Source organism: Komagataeibacter kakiaceti JCM 25156 (genome assembly GCF_000613305.1).
The window spans coordinates 1-858 of sequence record NZ_BAIO01000754.1 but is presented as its reverse complement, the minus strand read 5'-3'; the positions used below and the strand labels follow the sequence as shown (position 1 = coordinate 858).

At 68.1% G+C, this 858-nt stretch carries 1 protein-coding gene and 1 pseudogene; both read left to right on the top strand.

All coding sequences use genetic code 11. From position 1 onward, the window contains the following. Positions 1–682 (top strand): precorrin-2 C(20)-methyltransferase (locus tag JCM25156_RS18640; RefSeq protein ID WP_025814334.1); only part of this gene is annotated, 682 nt, incomplete at its 5' end. Further along, positions 679–858 (top strand): annotated as a pseudogene (locus JCM25156_RS26215) (precorrin-3B C(17)-methyltransferase); the annotation flags it as partial. The gene JCM25156_RS18640 and the pseudogene JCM25156_RS26215, both read left to right, overlap by 4 nt.

Genomic DNA, 858 nt, shown 5'->3' with positions numbered 1-858 from the left:
TCCCGAACTCATGACCGTAAAGGCCGCGCGCCTGCTGCGCGAAGCCCCGGTCGCGGCATGGTTCTGCCGCCACGACCGGCCCGGCCATGCCCGCCAGATCGCGGGGGACATGCTCTCCCCCCACGTGGTGGGGCTGCGTTTCGCCTATCCGTTCACCACGGAAATCCCGCTATGCGATCCGGCCTATCTGGTCCGCATGGCCGCGTTTTACGATGAGTGCGCCGAACGGATCGCGACCCACCTGCTGGCCGGGCGGGATGTCGCCCTGCTGTGTGAGGGGGATCCGTTCCTGTTCGGCTCGGCCATGTATGTCTTTGACCGGCTGCACCCGCGTTTCACCTGCACCGTGGTGCCGGGCATTACCGCCATGGCGGGCTGCTGGTCCGCCGCGCAGCGCCCCATGGTGCATGGGGATGACGTGCTGAGCGTCATTCCCGGCACGCTGGATGCGGAAAGCCTGACCGCGCGGCTGGAGCAGGCGGATGCCGCCGTGATCATGAAGCTGGGCCGCAACCTTGAAAAGGTGCGCACCGCCCTGCGCCATGCCGGGCGTGAGGAACGGGCGATCTACGTCGAACGCGCGACCCAGCCGCAGCAGCGCTGCATGAAGCTAACGGACATGAAGGGGCCTGCCCCCTATTTCTCCATCATCCTCGTTCCCGGCCGGGAGGCGGCGCGATGACGGAAAGCACGGGCCGCATCTTCATCGTGGGGCTTGGCCCCGGCAACGTGGACCAGTTGACCCCGCAGGCCGCCATGGCGCTGGCGCGGGCGACCGACCTGATCGGTTACGCCCCCTATGTCGCCCGGGTCGAGGCGGGACTGGACGTGGTGCGCCATGCCAGTGACAACCGCGTG